At 65.7% G+C, this 5,296-nt stretch carries 5 protein-coding genes; 1 reads left to right on the top strand and 4 read right to left on the bottom strand.

Annotated features, from left to right (window positions below):
- Positions 1-146 precede the first annotated feature (146 nt).
- On the bottom strand, positions 147-1,124 hold the full coding sequence (locus DMB66_RS62080; RefSeq protein WP_158647712.1) for an HNH endonuclease: 978 nt from the start codon (positions 1,122-1,124) through the stop codon (positions 147-149).
- A gap of 1,109 nt (positions 1,125-2,233) precedes the next feature.
- Here DMB66_RS62080 and DMB66_RS58150 point away from each other — a divergent pair.
- Positions 2,234-2,791, top strand: a complete 558-nt coding sequence (locus tag DMB66_RS58150) for a Uma2 family endonuclease (RefSeq protein ID WP_125812512.1) — start codon at positions 2,234-2,236, stop codon at positions 2,789-2,791.
- Between the two features lie 390 nt (positions 2,792-3,181).
- Here DMB66_RS58150 and DMB66_RS58145 read toward each other — a convergent pair whose 3' ends face one another.
- The 3 genes from DMB66_RS58145 to DMB66_RS62075 all read right to left on the bottom strand — a co-directional run.
- Positions 3,182-3,970 (bottom strand): hypothetical protein, encoded by a 789-nt coding sequence (locus DMB66_RS58145; RefSeq protein WP_125812511.1) that lies wholly within the window; start codon positions 3,968-3,970, stop codon positions 3,182-3,184.
- Positions 3,970-4,464 carry a sigma-70 family RNA polymerase sigma factor gene (locus DMB66_RS58140; RefSeq protein ID WP_158647711.1) on the bottom strand — a complete coding sequence of 165 codons (495 nt, stop codon included), beginning with the start codon at positions 4,462-4,464 and terminating at the stop codon, positions 3,970-3,972. Before DMB66_RS58140 ends, DMB66_RS58145 begins: the two co-directional genes overlap by 1 nt.
- 220 nt (positions 4,465-4,684) lie before the next feature.
- The coding region (locus DMB66_RS62075) for a hypothetical protein (protein WP_199753272.1) at positions 4,685-5,296 on the bottom strand (612 nt) is incomplete at its 5' end.

The raw sequence follows: 5,296 nt of genomic DNA, 5'->3' as shown, positions 1-5,296 counted from the left end.
GCGGCGCGTTCGGTCTCAATTATGGTCTCATTCGTTGCCGACCGATGCCGTTCGATCTTGTCCGCCGATAGAGGACTTCCGCAGGTCAGGGACGGTATCGGTTGGCGTCGGACGATGGTCAACAGACTTGGAAAGCGTGTGGCCGCTCAGCCGGCCGACCTCTGTGCGACGACAAGGTCCTGCAACGCCTCGATCGTCAGCCACGGGCGTGCGCGGTGCACCATTCGATGGCAGTTGGAACAGATCAACGCGAGGTCACTCAGCCGGGTGTTCGTCTCACCGGTGACGTGTAAGGGCGTGCGGTGATGGCACTCGATGTAATCCTGACCGCGAGGCCCGTACGCACGACCGAAGTCGAAGCCACAGGCTTCGCAGGCGATCGGCATGCCTCGGTGCCTGGCATCCGCGATTTTCTTGCGGCGGAGTTTGGGGTCACGCTCCCGCCGAAGGTGAGCGCGTAGCGCTAGGCCGCCCTCCGGAGCAGAGAAGTCGTCAAGGTCGGGATCAGGGACATCGACGATGGCACCAGCAGCGTCGCCGGCCCGCAGCAGCTCCCGGATACGAGAGGCCATCGCGAGCATCTCGGCGGGGTTCGCCTGGAAGGCGTCGAAGACTTCCTTGTCGAGTCGGTTCCCGTTGCTGCTCTCGTTGACGATGTTCCATGTCTTCCGGGCGACTCCCGACGGATTCCGGAAGTCAGGGTTCCGCCGGCCGGGGTGGATGGCGGGGCTCTGAAGCAGCTCGGAAAGTTCTTTGACCCGTGGATCCCCGGATTCGAGCTGCCGTCGCCCGTTCGCCATCACCAGCTCGCCCGCGAGGACGATCTCGTCCCAGGTCCAGTCGGGGTTGGGTAGGAACGCGACCGTGAACCCGAGCGTCTCTAACCTCTGGGCAACCGTCTTGTCCCCGCCGGTGAAGTCCTTAGGGCCGAACGCGGTGCCGGTGCTTACGCCGTGGGCATACCCGATGATCGGCTTCGAGTCGTACAGCCGACCGTCGTGATCCAGGTAGTAAGCCCTCGCAGGGCCGAACCCGGTGTGCTTGAGGAACGGTCCGCGGCCGAGGCGGTCGAACTCCTGAACGGCAGCGAGCACGCTGGCGTGGGTCACATCGGCGAGAGTCACGCAACGACCCTACGACGGGGGTACGACACGAACCGGCCGCCGAGGGCCAACCGGGCGTTCTGTCGTTCAGGGCCACGGCGCCGAGCGCGCTCTCCTGCTCCCCCATGCGTCCCCACGCCGTACAGGTTTCGGTCGTACGGCCTGGTCACGGCCGATGTGCGGACGGGACTGTAAATCCGTCGCGAAAGCTACAGAGGTTCGAATCCTCTACCCGCCACAAGCAGCAAGAAACGGCCCCTCACCTGCTGAAACAGCGGTGAGGGGCCGATCTTGTAGGTCCCGCTGAGTCTCACTCAGGACCGGTTGATCTCACTCGTCACGGCAAATGCGCGGCAAAGTTGGTCAAGATCCTTCCGGCTGGTCGGGCTCCGCATCCTCGGCCTTCAACGCTTCCTCGATCCGCTTCTTGGCTGCTTCCCGTTGGCCGTCGATGCACTTGGCGTAGACCTACATCAGGACGTGCACGCTGTGCCCCTGCCCATTCGGCGACCTGCGGCGGCGTAGCGCAGGTCATACGGCCGGCGGGCCAGCGGGGAGCGTTGCTGTGCGGGCGTCAAGACCTTCTCTCGCGCTTTGCGCCAGGCCGTCCCGTAGGCGTTGTTCGTCAATGGCTGCCCTGCCGAGGCCGGCACTTCCCGCCGGGGCCGCTCCGGGTGACGAACAGCCAGCCGTTCACTCCGGCGGGGTAGTCGGCGAGGTGCTGGTCAAGCAGGGCTCAGAGGTCCGGGGCGGCCGGAACGTCGCGGGTCGCGTTGCGGCCTCGGTGCTTGAGCGCCCGGTGCTCGATCGTGCCGTCCGCGTCGCCCCACCCGTTGCCGACGGCCACGGTTGCCCCGGTGAGGTGGAGCCATCCCCACCTGTCCTTGCGCGTTGGTCGCTCGTACTCGTCCTCCCGCAGGTGGAACGCTTCCTCCGGTAGCCGAAGAACGTCTCTCCTTGACGCGAACGGCGGCGAGCAGTGCACGGGCCCGCTTCGGAATTACCATCGCCTTACGGTCGATCTCGTTCTACCCCACTGGTGTGCCGCTTCCAGGGACGCCATGCCGCCTACGGCGCCATACCGTGGGCTGTGAGCAGATTCTCGTGAGCCGGTGGGGGTGACGTCGTCGATGAGCGTGGGAGTGGTTGACCACGTCGGTCCATGGACTGAGGACGAGTACTTTGCGCTCGGCGAGACGACGGACCGGATCGAGCTGATCGATGGGAGCCTGGTGGTGAGCCCCGCGCCGACCATGAGCCATCAGCGCCTTTCCCGCCGTCTGGCGAACGCGCTGGAGGAAGGCGCCTCGCCGGCCGGGCTCTTCGTGTGCGAGGCGATCAACATCCGGCTGCACACCGGCCGCATCGTGATTCCCGACCTGGCTGTGGTGGACCTGGACGAGGAGGCCGTCACGGCGGACGCTTCCCGGGTCCTTCTGATCGGTGAGATCGTTTTGCCGAGCAACGCCGCCATGGAGCGTGTGCTCAAGATGCAGCTATACGCTGCCGCCAGCATCGGGTGGTATCTCCTGGTCGAGCACGAGGCGCCGGATTCGCTTACGCTGCGGCTCAACCGCCTCGATGACCAGCATTACGTCGAGGAAGCCGTCGTGAAGACCGGTGCGAGCCTAACCTCCGAGCATCCGTTCCGGTTTGAACTCGACACGCGGTCCCTCGTCCGTCGCTGATCGGCCTTTCCAACCGGCCAACGACCTGCCTTGTCACTCTTTCGCGAATCAGGAGTGCGGACTCAATACGCTTCCGGACCGCCTCGTCCTGACCATGGAAGCGCCTGGCGTACACCCGCATGAGGACGTGCACGCTGTTGTCCGCCCACTCGGCGACCTGGGTAACCGGGCCCTGCGTTCACTCAGAGCGACACGGCGGCATTCCGGAGGTCGAATGGGGGCCGGACCAGCGGCGAGCGGCGCTGAGCGGGTGTGACAGCCGCCTCTCAGGCGTCACACCATGCCTTGCCAGTTGTACCCGCACGGGTGTGGCGCTTTGCCCAGCCTGGGCCGCGAGTGGCAGCACGGTGACGCGCCCGACGGCTTCCCGCCCTTGGCGAGATTCGGGGACTACTTGATCAGGCCTTCGATGCTTTTGAGCGGGATGGCGACGAATCCCCGTCGCGCAAGCCGGTCGTAGGTGTTGCTGCCGGGGATTTCCGTGAGCGGGCCACTGTACGGCGTACCTTTCAGATCGCCGGGAGCGAAACCGTTCCAGCAGTCGTCGGCGAGCAGGATGGCGTTCTCGCCGACGACGGGTACGTGATTGATGGTGGCGCCGAGGGGACCCTTGTTTACCTGTTGTGTGGCGTAGAAGCCGATCAATGCTCCTTCGGGGCCCCACAATGGCCCGTCGGGACCGCCTTCGGTGACGCCCGGTTCGGGAGTGGCAGGTCGCTTCACTGTCAGTGTCCAAGCGGTGGCGCCGTCGCTGACCTTGGGACCCACGAGGGTGCGGACGTGGGTGAGCACCATCTCCTGATGGTCGTAGCCGTCGATCCCGGTACGTCCAGTCAGCTTGCCCTGCGCGGTGATGAGAGACACCCCATCGGCCGCGGTCCGGGAGATCGACTCCGTCAACGCGAGACACCCGCTCGCGCCGAAACCGGAGTCAGCGGCGCCGCCGGTGGTCTCGGCACCGGGCAGCGCACCGACGGCCGGGCTCGGACTGCTCGCCGGAGCCCGGCCAATGGTCGACCAAGTACCGATCCCGACCGTAACAACCAGGACGGCGGCCAGGACACCGGTCACCTGCTGGCGTCGGCGGCGAGCGCTCAGCTTGGTGTGCAGCTTGGTGAGCACGATGTCGGGGTCGGCGTCGTGCTGCGACAGCGTGTCGCGTAGCTGGGTGGGGTCCATCAGGATGTGCCTCGTTCCGCAGGAGCCGCGGCCAGGCGCAAGGCCGCGCGGGCATGGGAAAGGTGCGACCGCACCGTGGCGGCCGAGCAGGACAGAACCGCGGCGATGTCTTCATCCGGGCGGTCGAACAGGTAGCGCAGCACGACTGCGGCGCGCTGTTGCGCAGTGAGGTTGGCCAACAGCCGTTCGATGGCATCGCGGCCGTGTACCGCCTCATGCGGGTCATGGCCTGCCCGGTCCAACACGTTCAAGTCGGCCGTTGCCTCAGTGCGCCGACGTCGTGCCTTCCGGCGCTCGGACAGGAAGGTGGTGACCACGACGCGACGCACGTATCCAACGGGATTGTCCATCCGCCCGATCCGGCCCCACCGCGCCGATGTGATCATCAGCGCGTCGGACAGCACGTCCTCGGCGAGATGATGATCGCCGGTCAGCGCACCGGCGAACCGGGCGAGCCCGGCCATCTCGGCGCGGAGGAACTCATCGAACGTCACGGTGACCTCACTCTGGCGGTGCCGCCGGCCAGCCGGCACGGTTCACGTTGATAACGTCACGGCCAGCCCTGCCTGTGGAAGGGGTTCTGCCGAAAACTTGGGATTTCTCGGATCCCCGCTGCAAAGCGCACCGGCCTCCGGCGCAGCGGGCACGTCCCTGGCGGAATCGTTGTCCGTCGCTACCGGAGGCCGGGTATCGCTACCGCCATCCGCTCAAGGCTCAGCCGGTCACGAGGGACGCGTTGGGAAGAGTATTGACGATCGTGCGCATCGCGGTGAAGTAGAAGCGCCAGGTGCAGACGCTGTTGCCACCCCAGGTGGGAGAGGAGGTCCGGTACCTCGCGTCGTCGGCCGGCCCTCCCTGGATCATGCCCACGGCCTTGACCTTCATATCACCGGCGGTCACCAGGACCGGGCCGCCGCTGTCACCCTTGCAGGCCGCGGTCTTATGGTCGTCCTGATCTCCGACGATCGTCGAGAACGTTGAATTGCTGACATGCGGGTACTCATCGTCGAACCAGTGAACCATCTGGGTGACGCGAATGCCGCAGTGGACGCCGGAGTTCGCCCCACTGGTGCACACCTTGTCGCCGAGGCTCACGTCACCATAACCAACGACGGTCTTCTTGTAACCATTGGAATCATTGTGGGATCCGTCGAACATGAGCGGTGACCCCTTCGCACTCATTTGGCGAGCCGCGCCGTCTGTGGAATTCCGCACGCCGTCGCCGTAGCTCTTTGTGTTGTTGAGGGGCCGGTAGTCATGCGCAACGCAGTGCCGGGCTGTCGTCGTGTAGCGGGTTGCGCCGACTTTGACCGAGAAGCCGGTCGA

The sequence above is a fragment of the Actinoplanes sp. ATCC 53533 genome, assembly GCF_003947245.1.
The sequence above is the reverse complement of the archived record's forward strand: the minus strand, read 5'-3'. Positions and strand labels throughout refer to the sequence as shown.

What these genes read in the sequence shown, in the direction of transcription:
- DMB66_RS58150 (WP_125812512.1), top strand. Translation starts at nt 2,234, where the DNA reads ATGAGCGTGGGAGTGGTTGACCACGTCGGTCCATGGACTGAGGACGAG.
- DMB66_RS58145 (WP_125812511.1), bottom strand. Translation starts at nt 3,970, where the DNA reads ATGGACCCCACCCAGCTACGCGACACGCTGTCGCAGCACGACGCCGAC.